An 18112-nucleotide genomic window follows, 5' to 3' on the forward strand; every position below is an offset into this window, starting at 1 on the left:
GTCAGCCGGCAAGCACAGGGATCGCCGGCTGAAACCAGGCCTCCTTTCGGCACGGACTGGCCCCCTCTCCCTCCGGGAGAGGGCTGGGGTGAGGGGAAAGCCCGAGCACCGACGTCATTCCCCTGTAGGAGCGCGCCCTGCGCGCGATTTCGCGGGCAGGGCCCGCTCCTACAATTCGTGCCTCAGCAATCGGTCAGGCGCAGGAAGATCTCGGCCAGGCGCTCGATGCCGGCCTGGTCCTCGGCGCTGAAGCGGCCGATGCTCGGGCTGTCCAGGTCGAGCACGCCGATCAGCCGGCCGTCCTTGACCAGCGGCACCACCAGCTCGCTGTTGGAGGCACTGTCGCAGGCGATGTGCCCGGGGAAGGCGTGCACGTCTTCCACCCGCTGCGTCTGGCGGGTGCGCGCCGCGGCGCCGCACACGCCCTTGGCGAAGGGAATGCGCACGCAGGCCACCTTGCCCTGGAACGGGCCCAGCACCAGTTCCTCGTCCTTGTTCAGGTAGAAACCGGCCCAGTTCAGGTCGCCCAGTTCGTGGAACAGCAGGGCGGCGAACTGCGAGGCGTTGGCGATGAAGTCGCGCTCGTCGGCGAACAGCGCTTCGGCCTGCGCCGCCAGCAGCGCGTAGCCACCCAGCCCGGCGCCGGTCTGTTGCAGGTCGATCATGGTTCTTCTCCTTCGAGCAATTGACGGCCCACCCACTGGCGGGCGAATTGATAGGCGCAGCGGCCGTTGCGGTTGCCGCGCCCGAGGGCCCAGCGGATGGCTTCCTTCTCCAGCGGCTCGTCCCAGGTGAAGGCCAGCCCCGAACGGCCGGCCAGCACTTCCACCCAGTGCCGCACCACGTCCAGGAAGTGCTCCTGGGTGAAGGGGTAGAACGACAGCCACAGGCCGAAACGATCCGACAGGGCAATCTTGTCCTCCACCGCCTCGCTGGGGTGCAGCTCGCCGTCGACCATCTTCCAGTTCTCGTTGTCGCTCTGCTTCTCCGAGACCAGGTGGCGGCGGTTCGAGGTGGCGTACAGCAGGACGTTGTCCGGAGCCTGCTCCAGCGAGCCGTCGAGCACGCTCTTGAGCACCCGGTAGTCGCCCTCGCCGGCGTCGAACGACAGGTCGTCGCAGAACAGCACAAAGCGCTGCGGCAGGCCGTGCAACTGCTCCACCACCCGCGGCAGGTCGGCCAGGTGGTCGCGCTCGATCTCGATCAGGCGCAGGCCGTCGCCGGCCAGCTCGGCCAGCAGCGCGCGCACCAGCGAGGACTTGCCCGTCCCCCGGGCGCCCCACAGCAAGGCGTGGTTGGCCGGCCTGCCGGCGACGAACTGGCGGGTGTTGCGGGCCAGCTGTTCGCGCTGCTTGTCGACGCCGAGCAGGTCGTCCAGGCGCAGGTCGAGGCTCACCTGCAGCGCCTGCAGGTAGCCGCTGCGGCCATCGCGGTGCCAGCGGGCGGCCAGGCAACGCTGCCAGTCGATGGGCTCGCGCAGCGCCGGGAGCAACGGCTCCAGCCGGGCCAGCACGCTTTCGGCGCGGGCCAGGAAATCATTCAGACGGGAATCCACGGCTTTCTCCCTGGGATCTTCAGCGTAGCGACGCTGTCGTTCGGTCATGTCACATGGATGGCATCGCCTCTGCCGACAGCCTGCCGGCTTGGGCTATGCTACGCGCCTGGAAAGCATTCTCGAGGCGAAGTACCGCACCTCATGGATATTGCGCTCACCCATCGCCTCTCGTTCAAGCAGGCCAGCCTGACGGTGCTGGTCGCCTTCATCCTCGGCACCCTGCTCAGCCTCATCCAGGTGGGCGTCGATTATGCCAGCCAGGACGCCTCCATCAACCGCGAAGTACGCGCCCTGCTGGACGTCAGCCACAACCCGGCGGCGCGCATCGCCTACAACATCGACGCCGAACTGGCCCAGGAACTGGTGGTGGGCCTGCTGCGCTCGCCGGCGGTGATCCGCGCGGAGATCATCGACAGCGCCGACGTGGCCCTGGCCAGCGCCGGCCGGCCACCGGCGGAGAGCCGCCTGCGCCCGCTCAGCGACTTCCTCTTCGGGCATATGCGCGTCTACGAGGAGCCGCTGTATATAGAGCACCAGCCCAAGGAATCCCTCGGCGTGCTGCGCCTGGAGATCGACACCTTCGTCTTCGGCAACGACTTCCTGCGCCGCGCCGGCATGACGCTGATCTCCGGCTTCGTCCGCAGCCTGCTGCTGTCGCTGATCCTCCTGGTGCTGTTCTACGGCCTGCTGACCAAGCCGCTGGTGAGCCTGATCGAGGTGCTCGCCCGCCACGACCCGCGCTCGCCCACGCGCCTGCGCCTGCCCTGCCCCCAGGGCCACGAGCGCGACGAGATCGGCGTGCTGGTGGAGGTGACCAACCGCCAGCTCAGCCACATCGCCGTGGAGATGGAGCAGCGCCGCGAGGCCGAGGACCGCCTGACCCGCTACCTGGCCGAGCTGGAGAACATAGTGGCGGCGCGCACCGCCGAGCTGAAAGCGGCCAACGCCCGCCTGACGCAGTCCAACCAGCAACTGGAGCGCGCCCGCCTCAACGCCCTGGACATGGCCCAGGCCCGCGCCACCTTCCTGGCCAACATGAGCCACGAGATCCGCACCCCGCTCAACGGCCTGCTGGGCATGCTCGGCCTGGCCCTGGACGGCCCGCTGAGCCCGGAACAGCGCCAGCAGCTGTCCATCGCCCACGACTCGGGCAAGGTGCTGGTGGACCTGCTCAACGACGTGCTCGACCTGTCCAAGTTCGAGTCCGGCCAGCTGGAGCTGGAGAAGATTCCCTTCGACCTCGCCACCCTGGTGGAGGACACCGCCAGCCTGCTGTCGCAGAACGCCGCCCCGGCGGTGGAGCTGACCTGCCTGGTCAGCCCCGACTTGCCTGCACAGCTGGAAGGCGACCCGACGCGGGTGCGGCAGATCGTCAGCAACCTGCTCTCCAACGCCCTCAAGTTCACCCGCCTGGGCCGCGTCGACCTGCGCGTCGAGCCCTGGGAGGACGGCGTGCGCATCAGCGTCCGCGACACCGGCATCGGCATCGCCGCCGACGCCCTGCAGCGCATCTTCCAGCCCTTCACCCAGGCGGATGCCGGCATCACCCGCCAGTTCGGCGGCACCGGCCTGGGCCTGGCGCTGACGCGCAAGCTGTGCGAGGCCATGCAGGGCGAGCTGAGCGTCAGCTCGCAACCGGGCCTGGGCAGCGAGTTCGCCGCGACCCTGCCGCTGCCCGCCCTGGACCCCGCGCAGGCGCTGGAGCCCCTGAGCGGCAAGGTGGTGGCGCAATGCCCGGCCAGCAGCGGTCTGGCTGAACTATTGCAGACCTGGCTGCCACGCTGGGGCCTGGACTACCGGCGCCTGGACACCGACGCCAGCCTGCTGGGCGTGGAGCTGGACGTGCTGCTGTCCGACTGCCCGGACTGCCTGGTCGGCTTGCGCCAGCACCTCAAGGACCGCCCGGTGCTGCTGGTCACTGCCTATGGCAGCTTCGTCGAGGCCGAACTGGCGCAGCAGTTGGCGCCCCTGCGCCAGTTGGCCCGCCCGCTCAGCCGCGCCACCCTGCACCAGGCCCTGCAGCAGGCCCTCCGCCGCCCGGCCATACAGCCCCAGCGGCAATCGCCGGGCGAAGCCCCGGAGCAATTCGCCGCGCGCGTGCTGCTGGTGGAAGACAACCCGGTCAACCAACTGGTGGCCCGGGGCCTGTTGCAGAAGCTCGGCTGCCGGGTGCGGGTCGCCGCCGATGGCCAGGAGGCCCTGGATGCCCTGGCCGAGGAAGACTTTGAGCTGGTGCTGATGGACTGCAACATGCCGGTGATGGACGGCTACGAGGCGACCCGCCTGATCCGCCAGCAGCCGCGCTGGAAGGACCTGCCAGTGATCGCCCTGACCGCCAACGCCTTGCCCGACGAGCGCGAGCGCTGCCGCCTGGCCGGCATGGACGACTACCTGGCCAAGCCCTTCCACCGCGACGAGATGGCGGCGATGCTGGAGCGCTGGGCGCAGCCCCGGCTGGATGCCTGAGGCCGGCGGCGCCTTACGGCTCCAGCGCCAGCAGTTGCCCGAGCAGGTCGTCCAGGCGTCCGCGCAGCTCATCCATCGCATTGAGGTCCAGGCCGCTGGCACACAGCAGCGCCTCGCGCAGCGGCGCCACCTTCTCGCGCAAGGCGATGCCCTCCCCGCTCAGGCCCAGGTGCACCTCGCGCTCGTCCTGCCGCGCCCGCCGGCGCTGCACCAGGCCGAGCTGCTCCAGGCGCTTGAGCAGCGGCGTCAGGGTGCCGGAGTCGAGCATCAGGCGCTCGCCCAGGGCCTTCACCGTCGGCTGCGCCGGCGGCTTGTCCTGCCATTCCCACAGCACCAGCATCACCAGGTACTGCGGGTAGGTCAGGCCGAGCGCATCGAGCATCGGCCGGTAGCCGCGGATGATCGCCCGCGAGGCAGCGTACAGGCGGAAGCACAGCTGGTTGTCCAGCAGCAGCGCCTGTTCCGGTTCGCGGCGGCTCATCGCAGCAGCGCTTCGATCTCGGCGGTGAGCTCCTCCGGCTTGGTCAGCGGGGCGAAGCGCTTGACCTGGCTGCCGTCGCGGCTGACCAGGAACTTGGTGAAGTTCCACTTGATGCCCTGGCTGCCCAGCACGCCCGGCGCGCGCTTCTTCAACTGCACGTAGAGCGGGTGGGCGTCGGCGCCGTTGACATCGATCTTCTTGAACAGCGGGAAGCTGACGCCGAAGTTCAGCTCGCAGAACTGCGAGATCTCGCCCTCGTCGCCCGGCTCCTGCTTGCCGAACTGGTTGCAGGGGAAGCCCAGCACCACCAGGCCCTTGTCGCGGTACTTCTCCCACAGCGCCTCCAGGCCCTTGTACTGCGGGGTGAAGCCACACTGGCTGGCGGTGTTCACCACCAGCAGGGCCTTGCCACCGAAATCGGCCAGGGTCTTCTGCTCGCCCTTGATGGTCGTGCAGGGGATATCCAGCAATGCGTCGCTCATGGAACCGGCTCCAGGAAAGTGGGAGCGATCAAGATAGCTCGCAATTAAATTGCACACAATTTATTTACATCGAAAAAAGGCCCGCCGACGACCGGCGGGCCTTGCGTCACTCAAGCCCCGTCGCGCGGCACCAGCTTCAGCGACGCCGAGTTGATGCAGTAGCGCAACCCGGTCGGCCGCGGCCCGTCGGGGAACACGTGGCCCAGGTGGGCTTCGCAGGCCGCGCAGCGCACCTCGATGCGGTGCATGCCATGGCTGAAGTCTTCCAGTTCGGCGATGGCCTCCTTGGACACCGGCTGGAAATAGCTCGGCCAGCCGCTGCCGGAATCGTACTTGGCGTCCGAGTCGAACAGCGCCGCGCCGCAGCACACACAGTGGTAGATGCCGGGGGTCTTGGTCGCGTAGTACTCGCCGGTGAAGGCACGCTCGGTGCCTCCCAGGCGGCAGATGTGGAACTGCTGTTCGTCGAGCTCCTCGCGCCAGCTTTCCAGGGGCTTCTCGATCTTTTCCATCGCTGTACCTCGCAAGCTTGAAAAAAGCCCGTCCGCGCCCTTTCGCGGGAAACGGGCCGCACGTATGATGCGTGACGTCATCGTTGGATGCAGAATCTGCCGCACAAGGGATCATCGACGATAAAAAAGCCTTTTTATGGGCTTTTTTTCGTTCGTTTCTCCGTCAACCAGGCGTTTTTTCAGTTTTACCGCCAGGACGCGCGACATTCCGCACCTCGTATAGACGCCAGTCTGTCACCCGCGTTACAGCCTGCCAAGCCAGGGCCGGAGCGCGGGAACCTTCATTTCGGGAACGCCACATCATGCAGGTCAGCAAATCGAACAAGCTCGCCAACGTCTGCTACGACATCCGCGGGCCGGTGCTCAAGCACGCCAAACGCCTGGAAGAGGAAGGCCATCGCATCCTCAAGCTGAACATCGGCAACCCGGCGCCGTTCGGTTTCGAAGCCCCTGACGAGATTCTCCAGGACGTCATCCGCAACCTGCCCACGGCCCAGGGCTACAGCGACTCCAAGGGCCTGTTCAGCGCGCGCAAGGCGGTGATGCAGTATTACCAGCAGAAGCAGGTGGAAGGCGTCGGCATCGAGGACATCTACCTGGGCAACGGCGTCTCCGAGCTGATCGTCATGGCCCTGCAGGCGCTGCTCAACAACGGCGACGAGGTGCTGATCCCGGCGCCCGACTACCCGCTGTGGACCGCCTCGGTGTCGCTGGCCGGCGGCAAGCCGGTGCATTACCTGTGCGACGAGCAGTCCAACTGGTTCCCCGACATCGCCGACATGAAGGCGAAGATCACCAGCAACACCAAGGCGCTGGTGCTGATCAACCCGAACAACCCCACCGGCGCGGTCTACTCGAAGGAAGTGCTGCTGGACATCGTAGAACTGGCGCGCCAGCACAACCTGGTGATCTTCTCCGACGAGATCTACGACAAGATCCTCTACGACGAGGCCGTGCACATCTCCACCGCCTCCCTGGCGCCGGACGTGCTCTGCCTGACCTTCAACGGCCTGTCCAAGGCCTACCGGGTGGCCGGCTTCCGCTCCGGCTGGATCGCCATCTCCGGGCCCAAGCACAAGGCGCAGAGCTACATCGAGGGCCTGGACATCCTGGCCAACATGCGCCTGTGCGCCAACGTGCCGAGCCAGCACGCCATCCAGACCGCCCTGGGCGGCTACCAGAGCATCAACGACCTGGTGCTGCCCGGCGGCCGCCTGCTGGAGCAGCGCAACCGCGCCTGGGAGCTGCTCAACGACATCCCCGGGGTCAGCTGCGTCAAGCCCATGGGCGCGCTCTACGCCTTCCCGCGCATCGACCCGAAGGTCTGCCCGATCCACAACGACGAGAAGTTCGTCCTCGACCTGCTGCTGTCCGAAAAGCTGCTGATCGTCCAGGGCACCGCCTTCAACTGGCCGTGGCCGGATCATTTCCGCGTGGTCACCCTGCCCCGCGTCGACGACCTGGAGCAGGCCATCGGGCGCATCGGCAACTTCCTCGGCAGCTATCGTCAGTAACCATGGACCTGCAGATCGACGACTTCTACAAGGACGCCGCCGCCGGGCTGCTCCTGCTCTACCAGGCCTTCCCGCGCAAGATCGCCCTGTACGTGGAAGACCTCATCGGCCGCGAGGAACACGACGAGTTCGGCCTGCCCAGCAAGCGTCACCAGGCCTGCCTGGGCGCGCTGCTGTGGCTGGCCGAGGAAGGCTACCTGCGCTACGACAGTTGCATCCGCCACGAAGCCCTGGACCAGGCCGTGCTCAGCGAAAAAGGCTTCCTGCGCCTGAGCCGCGCCCTGCCCCGCGGCAGCGATGACGACGCGCAGCTGCCCGCCAGCGTGCGGCGCCAGCAGGCCACCCTCGCGCAGCAACTGCGCGACGCGCTGGCCGATGCGCACAGCGAGCGCATCTCGCGCCTGGCCCGGCTACTCTTCGAATGTGCTGGCGTGGAAAAAGAGACATAGTTTGAAATAGTCCCCACGTTGAATCGCCTAGGGGCCGACCGTATATACCCCGCATAATCCAGCCCGGCCCCGGAGCGCGCACGCCCGGGGCACCGGCGCGCCCCTGCGCGCCGTGCGCCCAAGTCGCGAGGAGAAGTCTTACCCATGATGCGCATCCTGCTGTTCCTGGCCACCAACCTGGCGGTCGTGCTCGTCGCCAGCATCACCCTGAGCCTGCTCGGCTTCAACGGGGTCATGGCCGCCAACGGCGTCGACCTCAACCTGCAAGCGCTGCTGGTCTACTGTGCCGTCTTCGGCTTCGCCGGCTCGATCATCTCGCTGTTCCTGTCCAAGTGGATGGCCAAGACCACCACCGGCACGGAAATCATCAGCCAGCCGCGCACCCGCCACGAGCAGTGGCTGCTGCAGACCGTCGAGCAGCTCTCGCGCGAAGCCGGCATCAAGATGCCCGAGGTGGGGATCTTCCCGGCCTACGAGGCCAACGCCTTCGCCACCGGCTGGAACCGCAACGACGCCCTGGTGGCCGTCAGCCAGGGCCTGCTCGAGCGCTTCTCGCCGGACGAGGTGCGCGCGGTGCTCGCCCACGAGATCGGTCACGTGGCCAATGGCGACATGGTCACCCTGGCGCTGATCCAGGGCGTGGTGAACACCTTCGTCATGTTCTTCGCGCGTATCTTCGGCAACTTCGTCGACAAGGCGGTGTTCAAGACCGAGGAAGGCCGCGGCCCGGCCTACTACATCGCGACCATAGTCGCGGAACTGGTGCTGGGCATCCTCGCCAGCATCATCGTCATGTGGTTCTCGCGCCGCCGCGAGTTCCGCGCCGACGCCGCCGGCGCCCACCTGGCCGGCAGCAATGCGATGATCGCCGCGCTGCAGCGCCTGCGCGCCGAGCAGGGCGTGCCGGTGCACATGCCCGACAGCCTGACCGCCTTCGGCATCAACGGCGGCCTCAAGCACGGCCTCGCCGGCCTGTTCATGAGCCACCCGCCGCTGGAAGAACGCATCGAAGCGCTGCGCAACGCGCGCTGAGCAAGCAAAAAAGGGCGGCCTCGGAGCCGCCCTTCTTCTTTCAGTCCCGGTGCAGCCGGAACACCACTTCTTCCAGGCGATTCACCCCGCGGTCGAGGAACTTCCAGTTCTCGCCCAGCACATCCAGGCGCTCCAGTTCCACGACCTGCCACTGCGCGAAGCGCTCCCTCACCTCATCCGCGAGCACCGCGAACGGCGGTCCGGACATCTGCTCCTGAGGGTATTCCAGGGTGACCAGCAGGCCATCCAGCGGCCGCGGCAGGATGGCGGACAGGTGCCGCGCGTAGCTTTCGCGCATGTCCGGCGGCAGGGCAATGAGCGCAGCCCGGTCGTAGAGCGCCTGGCAATCGGCCAGGTGTTCGGCCGCCAGGTCGAAGAAGTCGCCCTGGAGGATTTCCACCGCGCCATGCCGATAACAGCGCAGCGCGCCGCGCTGCTCCACCTCGGGCTGCCAGCCCTGCTCGGCGAAGAAATCCTTCACCGCGCGCTCGGCCAGCTCCACCCCCAGCACCCGGTAGCCCTGCTCCGCCAGCCAGACCAGGTCACGCGACTTGCCGCACAGCGGCACCAGCACGCGCGCGCCCCTTGGCAGGGCCAGGGCCGGCCAGTGGCGAACGAGGTAGGGGTTGACCTCGGCGAGGTGGAAACCGATTTCGTTGCGCGACCAGCGCGCCTGCCAGAAGTCTTCGTGCATGGGCTCCATTCCTGCTGCGGTGCAGGCCGGATTGCCTGCACGGAATCGACGGAGCGGCTCCGCCGGATGCCCATGATCGCCCAGCCGGGCGTCTGCCGCTAGCGACCGCGCAGCAACGCCGGCCGCAGCGGCCAGTGCAGCCAGCCGTGGCGCTCGGCCTGCTCGCGCTGCTCGACCACCCCCAGGCTCACCCGCCCCGCGCGGATGCGGCGGACGATGAGTTCGGTACCGTCGTCGAGCACGAAACGATCGCCTTCCCGAAGGATCAGCTCTTGCCTGAAGGCTTGCATGGATGGAACCTCGAACGCTGGAAACGACGACTGCACCGCGGGGCGCGAATTATCCTCACCCCCGCCCCTCAGCCAAAGAGACGCAAGCCGCAACTTGCTGTGGCTCTTTTCCGAGAATAGATGGCTTTGCGACGCAGCCGGCAAAAACGCCTCGACCCCGTCACAGTCGAGAGCGACCACTCGTATTGGAGCGGCCACTGGCCATCCAGGTTCCGCCCGACCGTCGCTTCGCGGCACAGCTTGATGGCATCGAATTAACGGATTGTTATGGTCGAAAACCCATACTGGATTTCGATCTATCCCAGCGGGAACATAACGCCATTCCCCTGGAGGTGTTCCATGCTCCCCACCCTGTTCATATCCCACGGCTCCCCCATGTTGGCGCTGGAGCCCGGTGCCAGCGCGGCGCCTCTCCAGCGCCTGGCCGCCGAGTTGCCCCGGCCGAAGGCGATCCTGGTGGTATCGGCGCACTGGGAAACGCCGGACCTGCGCGTCACCGCCAATCCCCGGCCGGAGACCTGGCACGACTTCTACGGCTTCCCCCGCGCCCTCTACGAGGTCCAGTACCCCGCGCCCGGCGCCCCGGAGCTGGCCCGGCGGGTCGTCGAACTGCTGGCCAGCCAGAACATCCCGGCCAGCCTGGACGCCGAGCGGCCACTGGACCACGGCGCCTGGGTGCCGCTGAGCCTGATGTACCCGGCCGCGGACATCCCGGTGCTGCAGCTGTCGCTGCCCAGCCGCCTCGGTCCGCGCCTGCAGGACCATGTCGGCAAGGCCCTGCGCCAGTTGCGCGAGGAAGGCATCCTGCTCATCGGCTCGGGCAGCATCACCCACAACCTCGGCGAACTGGACTGGCACGCCGGCCCCGAGGTGGTCGAACCCTGGGCCCGGGCCTTCCGCGACTGGATCGTCGAGAAGCTGGCGCGCAACGACGAAGCCGCGCTTTTCGACTATCGCCAGCAGGCACCGTCGGCAACGCGAAACCACCCCAGCGACGAACACCTGCTGCCGCTGTACTTCGCCCGCGGCGCCGGCGGCCCCGCAATGCACATCGAGCACGCCGGCTTCACCCTGGGCGCCCTGGGCATGGACATCTACCGCTTCGGCTGAGGCTCGCCACGAAGGGAAGGATGAGGCAGTCCATGCGGCCATGGCGATGGGTATCGCTTCGCTCAACCCATCCTACGGGTGGGAATGCCGGGCTTCACGGCACCCTGTAGGAGCGGACTCCGTCCGCGATTCGCGCGCAGGGCGCGCTCCTACATGGGAATGGCGCGGGTGGGGCAGCGTAGGAGTGGATCTTATCCACGAACCGCACCGGGACGTCCGGCTATCGCGGACAAGGTCCGCTTACGTTGCAGACGAGCACGGCTTCTCGTAGGAGCGAGCTTGCTCGCGAATGAGCCCCGCAGCCATGGGGATGGCGTCGGTATGCGGCGGATACAAAAAAGGCGGAGCAGGTCACCCTGCTCCGCCTTTTCTCACAGCCGATGGATCAGTATTTCTCGACCTCGGCCTTGTCGCTCAGTTGGCGACGGAAGGCGGCGAAGTCTTCCTGGCCGCTGCGCGAGGCGAGGAACTGGCGATACATGGCCTTCTCCTGGTCGCTCAGGGTGGCGCTCGGCTCGCTGACGCCGTTCAGGCGGATCAGCACGTAGTCGCCATTGCCCAGGGTCACGCCGGCGAAGGTCGGTTGCTCGGCCTTGGCCGGACGCGCCATGCGGAACACTTCCTGGAGCAGTTGCGGATCGACGCCGTCCTGGCCACGGGAAGCGGCCTCCACCACTTTCCAGGTCTGGCCGTTCTGGGCCTGGGCCAGCGGCGTCTTGCCGTCGCGCAGGCCTGCCAGCAGGGCTTCGCCCTGTGCCTTGGCGGCATCGGCGGCATGCTGGCGCTGCAGCACTTCGCGGATGGAAGCGGTGACTTCCTCCAGTGTCTGCTGCTGCGGCTTGTGGTGCTCCTTGACGCGCAGCACCACCACGGTGTCCGGATCCAGCTCGATGGCGCCACTGTTGGCGCCATCCTCCAGCACCTCGGTGCTGAAGGCAGCCTGGACGACCTGGCGGTTGGCGGCGACGCCCTCGCCGCCCTCGCGGCCGAAGGGCTTGCTGGTCTCGACCTTCAGGCCCAGTTCCTGGGCCGGTTGGGCCAGGTCGGAGGCTTCGTAGGCAGAGCTTTCCAGCTGCTTGGTGGCGTCGACGAAGCGCTGCTCCACCAGTTGGCTCTTCAGGTCCTGTTCCAGCTTCGGCTTCAGGCTGGCGAAGCTCGGGACTTCCGGCGCCTGCACGCCCAGCAGCTTGATCAGGTGCCAGCCGTACTGGGTACGCACCGGCTCGGACACATCGCCCTTGGCCTTCAGGCCGTAGAGCGCATCCTCGAAGGCCGGGTCGTAGACGCCACGGCCGGCATAGCCCAGGTCACCGCCATTGTTGGCGGAGCCGACGTCGTTGGATTCCTCCTTGGCCAGCTTGGCGAAGTCCTCGCCCTTGGCCAGGCGCGCCTTGATCTCTTCGATCTTGGCCTTGGCCTGGGCATCGGTCTGCTTGGCGTTGACCTCGACGAGAATGTGCGCGGCGTCGCGCTGCTCGGAGAGACCGGCGATTTCCTTCTGGTACTGGGCCTGCAGGTCCTCGTCCTTGGCGACGACCTGGTTGAAGAAGGACGACTTCTTCAGCTCGATGTAGTCGATCACCACCTGGTCCGGGCTCATGAACTCGGCCTTGTGGGCATCGTAGTAGGCCTTGATGTCGGCGTCCTCGACCTTGGCCTTGGACGGATCGGCCTTGAAGGTCAGGGTGGCGAAGTCGCGGGTCTGCTTCTCCAGGCGGGCGAAGGCCTGCAGCTCGTTGTCGGTGACGAAGCCGGAGCCGGCGATGCCGGCGCGCAGTTGGCCGATGAGCATTTCCTGCTCGAGCATCTGGCGGAACTGCATGCGGGTGTAGCCGTTCTGGCGCAGCGCCTGGTCGAACTTGTCGGCGTTGAACTTGCCGTCGACCAGGAATTCGGGAGTCTGCAGGATCAGTTGGTCGACCTGCTGCTGGGTGAAGGCGAACTTGTCGTTCTGCGCGGCCTGGAGCAGCAGCTTGCGCTCGATCAGGCCCTTGAGTGCGGCGTCCTTGAGCAGCTTGTCGTCCAGGGTCGAGGCGTCGAAGTCCTTGCCCAGGCGCTGCTGCAACTGGCGGCGCTGCATTTCCTGAGCCTGCTGCAGCTCGGGGATGCTGATGTCATCGCCATTGACCTTGGCAGCGACATTCTCATGATGGGTAGCCCGGATGATGGCATCGAAACCGGTCAGCGCCATCAGCACGACGATGACACCGATGATGGTCTTGGCGATCCAGCCCTGGGAATTGTCCCTGATGTTTTGCAGCATGCGGCCCCCAAAAGCGGCCACGCACCTGCCGTCAGTGGCGGCGAGGCGTGGGTATTTAATATGCGGATATGAGAAAGGCGCATCCGAGGATGCGCCTTCTCGCAACTGGCGGAGCTAGCGGGCCAGGCCCGCGACCCCCGGCGATGCGGGATGGTAACCCATCCCGAGCGCCGCTCCGCGGCCGATCCGACGCTAGGTCGGACCGGACAGGTCAAGTCCAGAAAGACGCTTAGTTGACAGCATCCTTCAGGGCTTTACCGGCTTTGAAGCCCGGGATCTTAGCGGCAGCGATCTTGATCGGCTTGCCGGTTTGCGGGTTGCGACCGGTGCGGGCAGCACGCTCTTTGACAGCGAAGGTGCCGAAGCCAACCAGTACGACGGAGTCACCCGCCTTCAGGGCGCCAGTGACGGACTCGATTACCGCGTCCAGAGCGCGACCGGCAACAGCTTTCGGGATATCAGCAGATGCGGCAATTGCATCGATCAGTTCCGACTTGTTCACTCTAAGTCCCCTTATTTCTGTTGAGTATGTTTCTATGTGTTAGGTGTAAGCAAAAGCAGGTGCTGGTTTGCCAACTGACAAAGCAAGTGCCGCTTTATAACAAGGGCCCAAAAACAGTGTCAAGAAAGCCCCCCGGCTAATGCGTGCTGATTCGCTCCTTGGAATCAGACTCGCGTTTTTCATCCTTTGCAACCATCTCGGGAGCCGCATCGGGCAAGGGCTCCGGCGTGTATTGCAGCGCAATTTGCAGGACCTCGTCAATCCATTTAACCGGTTTAATAACGAGATCTGCCTTAATGTTATCCGGAATTTCCTTGAGATCACGGACATTTTCTTCGGGGATGATCACGGTTTTGATTCCCCCGCGGTGGGCCGCCAGAAGTTTTTCCTTGAGCCCGCCGATGGCCAGCACCTGGCCGCGCAGGGTGATCTCGCCGGTCATGGCGACGTCCGCGCGCACCGGGATCTGGGTGATCGCCGAGACCAGCGCGGTGCACATGCCGATGCCGGCGCTGGGGCCGTCCTTGGGCGTGGCGCCTTCCGGGACGTGGATATGGATATCGTGTTTTTCGTGGAAGTCCGCCGGAATTCCCAGACTTTTCGCACGACTACGCACGACGGTCAGCGCAGCGGTGATGGACTCCGCCATCACGTCGCCCAGCGAACCGGTCTTGGTCAGCGCGCCCTTGCCGGGGACGATGGCCGACTCGATGGTCAGTAGTTCGCCGCCCACCTGGGTCCAGGCCAGCCCGGTGACCTGGCCGATCTGGTCCTGCTGCTCGGCAAGGCCATAGCGGAACTTGCGCACGCCCAGGTAGTTCTCGAGGGTCTCGGTGGTGACCTTGGCCTCGATGCGCTTGGCCCTGGCCCCCTCCTTCACCGCCTTGCGGCAGACCTTGGCGATCTGCCGCTCCAGGCTGCGCACGCCCGCCTCGCGGGTGTAGTAGCGGATGATGTCGCGGATGGCCGCTTCGTCGAAGGTCAGCTCGCCCTTCTTGAGACCATTGGCCGCAGTCTGCTTCGGTACAAGATATTTCGAGGCGATGTTGACCTTCTCGTCCTCGGTGTAGCCCGGCAGGCGGATGACTTCCATGCGGTCCAGCAGCGGCGCCGGGATGTTCATGGAGTTGGCGGTGCAGAGGAACATCACGTCCGAGAGGTCGTAGTCGACTTCCAGGTAGTGGTCGTTGAAGTTGTGGTTCTGCTCCGGGTCCAGCACCTCCAGCAGCGCCGAGGCCGGGTCGCCGCGCATGTCGCTGCCCATCTTGTCGATCTCGTCGAGCAGGAACAGCGGGTTGCGCACGCCCACCTTGGTCATCTTCTGGATCAGACGGCCGGGCATGGAGCCGATGTAGGTGCGGCGGTGGCCGCGGATCTCGGCCTCGTCACGCACGCCGCCCAGGGCCATGCGCACGAACTTGCGGTTGGTGGCGCGGGCGATGGACTCGGCCAGCGAGGTCTTGCCCACGCCGGGCGGGCCGACCAGGCAGAGCACCGGGCCCTTGACCTTCTTCACACGCTTCTGCACGGCGAGGTATTCGAGGATGCGTTCCTTGACCTCTTCCAGACCGTAGTGGTCGGTGTCGAGAATGTCCTCGGCCTTGTCCAGGTCGTGGCGCACCTTGCTCTCGGCCTTCCACGGCACGTTCACCAGCCAGTCGATGTACGAGCGCACCACGGTGGCCTCGGCGGACATCGGCGACATCTGCTTGAGCTTGTTCAGCTCGGCGTTGGCCTTGGCCAGCGCTTCCTTGGTCAGGCCGGCGGCGTCGATGCGCTTCTTCAGCTCCTCGACCTCGTTGTGGCCCTCGTCGATGTCGCCCAGTTCCTTCTGGATGGCCTTCATCTGCTCGTTCAGGTAGTACTCGCGCTGGCTGCGCTCCATCTGCTTCTTCACGCGGCCGCGGATGCGCTTCTCGACCTGCAGCAGGTCGATCTCGGCATCCAGCATGGCCAGCACGTGCTCGACGCGGGCGGCCAGCTCGGTGATTTCGAGGATTTCCTGCTTCTGCTCGATCTTCAGGGCCATGTGCGCGGCCATGGTGTCGACCAGGCGGCCCGGCTCGTCGATGCTGTTCAGCGACGACAGCACTTCGGCCGGGACCTTCTTGCCCAGTTGCACGTACTGTTCGAACTGGCTCAGCAGGCTGCGGATGAAGACCTCGGACTCGCGCTCGCCGACCGGCGCCTCGTCGATGATCGACACTTCGGCGCGGCAATGGGCGTCTTCGTCGATGAAACGCTCGACATGGCCGCGCTGCTCACCTTCCACCAGGACCTTCACGGTGCCGTCGGGCAGCTTCAGCAGCTGCAGCACGGTGGCCACGGTGCCCATGCGGTACAGGCCGTCTTCGCCCGGGTCGTCGTCGGCGGGGTTCTTCTGCGCCAGCAGGAGGATCTGCTTGTCGCTGGTCATCGCGGCCTCCAGGGCCTCGATGGATTTCTCGCGCCCCACGAACAGGGGGATGACCATGTGCGGATAGACCACTACGTCACGCAGGGGAAGCAGGGGCAACTCGACGAGTGTTTTCATGATATTCGGCTCTACAGCGGCACTTGGCCAAAAAAGATGGGGTTAGCCCCTTGGACCTAAGATGGGGTTAGGCCAGGGAAAAAACAAGCGCGGTAGACGGGAAGGAAAAAGGGGGCCCGAAGGCCCCCTTTTCTTTATGCCTCAGGCGCAGCCTTGGCAGGCTGCTCGCTGTTCTCGTAGATCAGCAGTGGCTGGGACGAGCCGTCGATGACGCTCTCGTCGATGACCACCTTACTGACCTCGGTCTGCGAGGGGATTTCGTACATGGTGTCGAGCAGGATGCCTTCGAGGATCGAACGCAGGCCACGGGCGCCGGTCTTGCGCTCCAGGGCCCTGCGGGCGACGGCCTTGAGGGCGTCCGGGCGGAACTCCAGGTCCACGCCTTCCATCTCGAACAGCCGGGCGTACTGCTTGGTGAGGGCGTTCTTCGGCTCGGTGAGGATCTGCATCAGCGCCGCCTCGTCGAGCTCGTCGAGGGTGGCGATGATCGGCAGGCGGCCGACGAATTCCGGGATCAGGCCGAACTTGACCAGGTCTTCGGGCTCAACTTCGCGCAGGGCCTCGCCGACCTTCTTGCCCATCTCCTGGCTGCGCACTTCGGCGCTGAAGCCGATGCCGCCCTTGGTGGAACGGTTCTGGATGACCTTTTCCAGGCCGGCGAACGCGCCACCGCAGATGAACAGGATGTTGCGGGTATCGACCTGCAGGAACTCCTGCTGCGGGTGCTTGCGGCCGCCCTGGGGCGGAACCGAGGCGACGGTGCCCTCGATCAGCTTCAGCAGGGCCTGCTGCACGCCTTCGCCGGACACGTCACGGGTGATGGACGGGTTGTCCGACTTGCGCGAGATCTTGTCGATCTCGTCGATGTAGACGATGCCCATCTGGGCCTTCTCTACGTCGTAGTCGCACTTCTGCAGCAGCTTCTGGATGATGTTCTCGACGTCCTCGCCCACGTAACCGGCTTCGGTCAGGGTGGTGGCGTCGGCGATGGTGAAAGGCACGTTCAGCAGGCGCGCGAGGGTCTCGGCGAGCAGCGTCTTGCCCGAGCCGGTCGGCCCGATCAGCAGGATGTTGCTCTTGCCCAGCTCGACGTCGTCCTTGCGGTCGCGCTGATTCAGGCGCTTGTAGTGGTTGTAGACCGCTACCGCCAGGGTTTTCTTGGCACGTTCCTGGCCGATCACGTATTGATCGAGGATGGAACGGATCTCTTTCGGCGCCGGAAGCTTGTGCGCGCTACTCTCCGCCTGTGCTTCCTGCACCTCCTCGCGGATGATGTCGTTGCACAGGTCGACGCACTCGTCGCAGATAAAGACCGAGGGGCCGGCAATCAACTTGCGCACTTCGTGCTGGCTCTTGCCGCAGAAGGAGCAATACAGCAGCTTGCCGTTGTCCTCGCCGTTGCGGGTGTCAGTCATTAGATCGTTCCAGTCGGATAGGGCTTGAAACACAAGATGAAGGCAAATGCGGGCATTTTCAAGCCCGCGAAACGGCCGGTCGCCCGGCCGCGTTCGAGCGGAAAGACTCAGGCGGCCGAGGGGCGCTGAGTGTAAACCTGATCGATCAGACCATATTGCACCGCTTCCTCGCCGCTCATGAAGCGGTCGCGGTCGGTGTCGCGGGCGATGACGTCCAGCGGCTGGCCGGTGTGGTGCGCCAGCACCTGGTTCAGGCGCTCCTTGATGAAGAGGATTTCCTTGGCGTGGATCTCGATGTCCGAGGCCTGGCCCTGGAAGCCGCCCAGCGGCTGGTGGATCATCATCCGCGAGTGCGGCAGGCAGTAGCGCTTGCCGGCGGCGCCGCCCGCCAGGAGCAGCGCGCCCATGCTGCAGGCCTGGCCGACGCAGATGGTCGACACGTCCGGCTTGATGAACTGCATGGTGTCGTAGATGGACATGCCGGCAGTCACCGAACCGCCCGGCGAGTTGATGTACAGGTGGATGTCCTTGTCCGGGTTCTCGGCTTCGAGGAACAGCAGCTGGGCCACCACCAGGTTGGCCATGTAGTCCTCGACCTGGCCGACCAGGAAGATGATCCGCTCCTTCAGCAGGCGCGAATAGATGTCGTAGGAACGCTCACCGCGGGCGGACTGCTCCACCACCATCGGCACAAGGCCACCGGCGGCCTGGATGTTCGGAACTTGCGGCATGAAGGTATTCGGCATGTCCGACGATCACTCCCTAATGAAATAGATATGTCTCAAAGACATAAGCCAGCCCGAGGGCTGGCTTA

The 18112-nt window shown here is 65.7% G+C and carries 17 protein-coding genes; 5 read left to right on the top strand and 12 right to left on the bottom strand.

Translation table 11 applies throughout. From position 1 onward, the window contains the following. Window positions 1-182 precede the first annotated feature (182 nt). Together msrC and QSJ95_RS29190 are read right to left on the bottom strand one after the other, a co-directional pair. Window positions 183-665 carry a free L-methionine (R)-S-oxide reductase MsrC gene (gene msrC / locus QSJ95_RS29185; protein WP_009623401.1) on the bottom strand — a complete coding sequence of 161 codons (483 nt, stop codon included), beginning with the start codon at window positions 663-665 and terminating at the stop codon, window positions 183-185. Next, complete coding sequence (locus QSJ95_RS29190) at window positions 662-1555, bottom strand: ATP-binding protein (protein ID WP_009623402.1); 894 nt, start codon at window positions 1553-1555, stop codon at window positions 662-664. Before QSJ95_RS29190 ends, msrC begins: the two co-directional genes overlap by 4 nt. 141 nt (window positions 1556-1696) lie before the next feature. On the opposite strand from QSJ95_RS29190, the gene QSJ95_RS29195 reads away from it, so the two are divergent. Next, window positions 1697-4021, top strand: coding sequence for a hybrid sensor histidine kinase/response regulator (locus QSJ95_RS29195; RefSeq protein WP_285647127.1), 2325 nt, complete (start codon window positions 1697-1699; stop codon window positions 4019-4021). 13 nt (window positions 4022-4034) lie between these two features. Here QSJ95_RS29195 and QSJ95_RS29200 read toward each other — a convergent pair whose 3' ends face one another. From QSJ95_RS29200 to msrB, 3 genes are all read right to left on the bottom strand, one after another. Beyond that, window positions 4035-4502: a MarR family winged helix-turn-helix transcriptional regulator gene (locus QSJ95_RS29200; protein ID WP_043267141.1), complete on the bottom strand. Its 468-nt coding sequence runs from the start codon at window positions 4500-4502 to the stop codon at window positions 4035-4037. After that, on the bottom strand, window positions 4499-4984 hold the full coding sequence (locus QSJ95_RS29205; protein WP_043267143.1) for a glutathione peroxidase: 486 nt from the start codon (window positions 4982-4984) through the stop codon (window positions 4499-4501). The genes QSJ95_RS29200 and QSJ95_RS29205 overlap by 4 nt, the downstream gene beginning before the upstream one ends. Window positions 4985-5094: 110 nt before the next feature. Beyond that, window positions 5095-5496, bottom strand: a complete 402-nt coding sequence (msrB, locus tag QSJ95_RS29210; RefSeq protein ID WP_069866429.1) for a peptide-methionine (R)-S-oxide reductase MsrB — start codon at window positions 5494-5496, stop codon at window positions 5095-5097. Window positions 5497-5798: 302 nt separating this feature from the next. Between msrB and QSJ95_RS29215 the strand changes: the two genes are divergently transcribed. The 3 genes from QSJ95_RS29215 (at window position 5799) to htpX (ending at window position 8491) form a co-directional block, all read left to right on the top strand. Then, a complete protein-coding gene (locus QSJ95_RS29215) occupies window positions 5799-7010 on the top strand; it encodes a pyridoxal phosphate-dependent aminotransferase (protein WP_009623409.1) in 1212 nt (403 codons plus the stop codon). Window positions 7011-7012: 2 nt separating this feature from the next. Then, entirely contained in the window at window positions 7013-7459 is a 447-nt protein-coding gene (locus QSJ95_RS29220; protein ID WP_285647132.1) for a hypothetical protein, read from the top strand. Between the two features lie 144 nt (window positions 7460-7603). Next, a complete protein-coding gene (gene htpX / locus QSJ95_RS29225; protein WP_009623413.1) occupies window positions 7604-8491 on the top strand; it encodes a protease HtpX in 888 nt (295 codons plus the stop codon). A gap of 40 nt (window positions 8492-8531) precedes the next feature. On the opposite strand, the gene QSJ95_RS29230 is transcribed toward htpX, so the two are convergent. Beyond that, window positions 8532-9185 carry a thiopurine S-methyltransferase gene (locus tag QSJ95_RS29230; RefSeq protein ID WP_285647134.1) on the bottom strand — a complete coding sequence of 218 codons (654 nt, stop codon included), beginning with the start codon at window positions 9183-9185 and terminating at the stop codon, window positions 8532-8534. Between the two features lie 98 nt (window positions 9186-9283). Beyond that, window positions 9284-9475 carry a hypothetical protein gene (locus QSJ95_RS29235; protein ID WP_009623417.1) on the bottom strand — a complete coding sequence of 64 codons (192 nt, stop codon included), beginning with the start codon at window positions 9473-9475 and terminating at the stop codon, window positions 9284-9286. Between the two features lie 339 nt (window positions 9476-9814). Between QSJ95_RS29235 and QSJ95_RS29240 the strand changes: the two genes are divergently transcribed. Beyond that, entirely contained in the window at window positions 9815-10585 is a 771-nt protein-coding gene (locus tag QSJ95_RS29240; RefSeq protein ID WP_285647136.1) for a DODA-type extradiol aromatic ring-opening family dioxygenase, read from the top strand. A 385-nt stretch (window positions 10586-10970) separates the two neighbouring features. On the opposite strand, the gene QSJ95_RS29245 is transcribed toward QSJ95_RS29240, so the two are convergent. The 5 genes from QSJ95_RS29245 to clpP form a co-directional block, all read right to left on the bottom strand. Further along, a complete protein-coding gene (locus tag QSJ95_RS29245; protein WP_285647137.1) occupies window positions 10971-12848 on the bottom strand; it encodes a SurA N-terminal domain-containing protein in 1878 nt (625 codons plus the stop codon). Window positions 12849-13077: 229 nt separating this feature from the next. Beyond that, window positions 13078-13350, bottom strand: coding sequence for a nucleoid-associated protein HU-beta (hupB, locus tag QSJ95_RS29250; protein WP_003087931.1), 273 nt, complete (start codon window positions 13348-13350; stop codon window positions 13078-13080). 136 nt (window positions 13351-13486) lie between these two features. After that, window positions 13487-15883: an endopeptidase La gene (gene lon, locus QSJ95_RS29255; protein WP_009623456.1), complete on the bottom strand. Its 2397-nt coding sequence runs from the start codon at window positions 15881-15883 to the stop codon at window positions 13487-13489. A 134-nt stretch (window positions 15884-16017) separates the two neighbouring features. Continuing rightward, a complete protein-coding gene (gene clpX / locus QSJ95_RS29260; RefSeq protein WP_009623458.1) occupies window positions 16018-17298 on the bottom strand; it encodes an ATP-dependent Clp protease ATP-binding subunit ClpX in 1281 nt (426 codons plus the stop codon). A 107-nt stretch (window positions 17299-17405) separates the two neighbouring features. Beyond that, complete coding sequence (gene clpP / locus QSJ95_RS29265; RefSeq protein WP_009623460.1) at window positions 17406-18044, bottom strand: ATP-dependent Clp endopeptidase proteolytic subunit ClpP; 639 nt, start codon at window positions 18042-18044, stop codon at window positions 17406-17408. Window positions 18045-18112: the final 68 nt, after the last annotated feature.

Source organism: Pseudomonas sp. NBRC 100443 (assembly GCF_030268185.1).
Classification (GTDB): Bacteria; Pseudomonadota; Gammaproteobacteria; order Pseudomonadales; family Pseudomonadaceae; genus Pseudomonas; species Pseudomonas citronellolis.